The sequence below is a fragment of the Pantanalinema sp. genome (genome assembly GCA_036704125.1).
Taxonomy (GTDB): Bacteria; Cyanobacteriota; Sericytochromatia; order S15B-MN24; family UBA4093; genus JAGIBK01.
Genome location: DATNQI010000002.1, coordinates 1 through 2689 on the forward strand (window position 1 = coordinate 1; position 2689 = coordinate 2689).

Annotated in this window: 3 protein-coding genes and 1 tRNA gene; 2 read left to right on the plus strand and 2 right to left on the minus strand. The window is 66.7% G+C overall.

The genetic code is table 11. The features are described 5' to 3' along the window. Positions 1-312: hypothetical protein (locus V6D00_00190; GenBank protein HEY9897572.1), on the plus strand; the 312-nt coding region annotated here is incomplete at its 5' end. A 111-nt stretch (positions 313-423) separates the two neighbouring features. Here V6D00_00190 and V6D00_00195 read toward each other — a convergent pair. Together V6D00_00195 and V6D00_00200 are read right to left on the minus strand one after the other, a co-directional pair. Further along, positions 424-1110 (minus strand): ABC transporter ATP-binding protein, encoded by a 687-nt coding sequence (locus tag V6D00_00195; protein HEY9897573.1) that lies wholly within the window; start codon positions 1108-1110, stop codon positions 424-426. A 10-nt stretch (positions 1111-1120) separates the two neighbouring features. Then, entirely contained in the window at positions 1121-2341 is a 1221-nt protein-coding gene (locus V6D00_00200; GenBank protein ID HEY9897574.1) for an LCP family protein, read from the minus strand. Positions 2342-2517: 176 nt separating this feature from the next. Here V6D00_00200 and V6D00_00205 point away from each other — a divergent pair. Beyond that, a tRNA-Asn gene (locus V6D00_00205) sits at positions 2518-2590 on the plus strand. Positions 2591-2689 lie beyond the last annotated feature (99 nt).

The window sequence follows — 2689 nt, forward strand, 5'->3', positions numbered from 1 at the left end:
AACAAGGTCAGCCCCCCCTTCCGGGTCGGCGAGTTCGACCTGATGTTCGGCGAGGGCGTCAGCCGCGAGGGCTGCGTGCTGGACATGGCCGTCGAGCACGAGATCGTCAAGAAGAGCGGCTCGTGGTTCAGCTACGGCGACAACAAGATCGGCCAGGGCCGCGACGGCGCCAAGAACTTCCTGGCGAGCCAGCCCGACCTGCTCGCCGAGATCGAGGGCCTGGTCCGCACCAAGCTGACCCTCATCAACCAGGAGGTGGCTCCGCCCGAGCCCGTCCTCGACCTGCCCGACGAGGACGAGGACGACCTGTAGCGCGAACGAAGCGGGCCGCCCACCGGGCGGCCCGTCTAGTTTTATGGTATTCCCCCGCCCCCCGGTGGGGCGGGGGCAGGGGTGGGGGGATTCAATCGTTCAGAGTCCCCGTCAGCTGTTGCTCGTCACCGATCGGATCCGCCCGTCCACCATGTCGATGACCCGGTCGGCGTGCTGCGCCAGCTGCGGGTTGTGCGTCACCACGATGATGGTCTGCCCCAGCTCGCGGTTGTACCGGCGCAGGAGGCGGTAGATGGCCTCGCCGGTCCCCGTGTCGAGGTTGCCCGTCAACTCGTCGCCGAGCAGCAGGGCGGGGCTCTGGATCAGGGCGCGGGCGATCGCCACGCGCTGCTGCTCGCCCCCCGAGAGCTCGGCGGGCTTGTGCTCGAGGCGGTGCGAGAGCTCCACCTCGTGCAGCAGCTTCTCGGCGAGCGGCCGGGCTTCCTTGGTCGAGGCGCCCGCGACGAGCAGCGGGGCCATCACGTTCTCGGTCGCCGTCAGCTCGGGCAGCAGGAAGTGGAACTGGAACACGAACCCGATGGCCTTGTTGCGCAGCGCGGCGAGGCGCCTGTCGCTCATGCCGGTGGTCGATTGCCCCTGGATGCTGATGGTGCCGCTCGAGGGGCGATCGAGCCCGCCGAGCAGGTAGAGCAGGGTGCTCTTCCCGCTGCCGCTGGGGCCGGTGATGGCGATGAACTCGCCCTTTTCGACCGAGAGGCTGACGCCGCGCAGGACCTGGAGCCCCTCCTTCTTGAAGGACTTGGTGACCTCGGCGGCTTGCAGCACGATCTCGCTCACGGGGCGCGCCTCATCGATAGTCCGGCCCGATCACCAGGGTGTAGTCGGCCGAGTAGGGAGTGGTGTCGTCGCTCATCTGCCAGGGGGCGTTGGGCATCAGCGACGCGAGGGCCGGGTCGTGGGCCGGGTTGCCGTTGCGCCCGATGATGCGCGTCGCGGTGCTGGTGCCGTTCGAGGCCGGGGCGGTGCGCACGACCAGAAGGCCTCGCTCGCTGAGGGCGGAGGCGACCTTGGTGGCGGCCTGCTCCTTCTGGGGACCGTAGAGGATCTCGACCGAGGCGGCCACCTCGGCATCCTTCTTGGCGGGCTTGGCGTCCTCGGTCAGCTTGGCGACCAGCGTCTCGATCCGGCCGCGGTTGGGGATCCAGTAGCCGCTGTAGCCGAAGTCGCCCGGCAGGGTGGTGTAGCTGATCGCCGGCCGATTCTTGGCGAAGGTGGCGAGCTCTCCCAGCTCGCCGGCCGAGAGGTCGGTCGTGAAGAGCTTTCCGCTCGCCGCGGCCATCTGGGGCAGGCGCCACCAGTTGATGGGGTTGAGGAGCTTTTGCTCCACCGCGTGCATGAGGTGCTGCTGGCGCGCGACGCGCCCGATGTCGCCCAGGGCGTCGTGGCGAAAGCGCGCGAAGCCGACGGAAGTCTTGCCGTCCAGGTGCTGCCAGCCCTGCTGGAGGTCGATGAAGAGCTTGGCCGTGTGGTCGGTGTAGTGCATGGGGTTCTCGACGAAGACGTCGACCCCGCCCATGCTGTCGAGGAAGGAGATGGCGCCGCTGAGGCTGACCTCGACCACGTGGTCGACATTGAGGCCCGTCAGGTTCTCGACCACTTCCTTGGTGCGCTCGGTGCCGCCGAGGGAGTGGGCCGCGTTGATCTTCTCGGTGCCGTACTCGGGGACCAGGACCTTGGTGTCGCGGGGGATCGAGAGCACGTGCAGGCGCTTCTTCTCGGGCAGCACGGTGACGAGCATGATCGTGTCGGTGCGGGCGCGCTCGTTGCGGATCCGCTTGCCCGCGGGGTCGTAGTTGTCGTCGATGCCGAGGACGAGGATGCTCTGGGGGCGGCCCGGTTGCTTCCCGAAGGAGAGGAAGCTGGGCGGCGAGGCGAGCACGTTGCGGCCGAGGACGCCGAAGAGACCGCCGAAGGCCCCCATGAAGAGGCACGAGGAGATGAGGAGTGCTTGGCGGCGGCGGCGGTAGCGCGCCTCTTGGCGAGCGCGCGAGGCGGCGGGCTTACCCATGGTAATTGTTGGCCATCCTTCTTTTGGTTGTTTCTTCCGAAATTGTAGCACAGGCCCGTGCGGCGCGGGTTCGCGGCCCCATGGATCGGCTGAAAACTTCTTGCTTGGACCCTGTTGACACCATAACCACCCTTTGATATAGTCTTAATTGTTCGCGGGGCGAACGAAACAAACATTCCGCGTTAGCTCAGTTGGTAGAGCGGGTGACTGTTAATCACTAGGTCGCTGGTTCGAGTCCAGCACGCGGAGCTAGAAGAGAAGCGGGTTTCAGCCGAGAGGTTGAGACCCGCTTCTTCTTTCGGGTCTAGGCTGGGTCTAGAAGCTAGATCAATCCGGAGCACCTTCCAT

Coding starts and splice junctions, on each gene's coding strand:
- V6D00_00200 (HEY9897574.1), bottom strand. CDS start 2,341: ATGGGTAAGCCCGCCGCCTCGCGCGCTCGCCAAGAGGCGCGCTACCGC.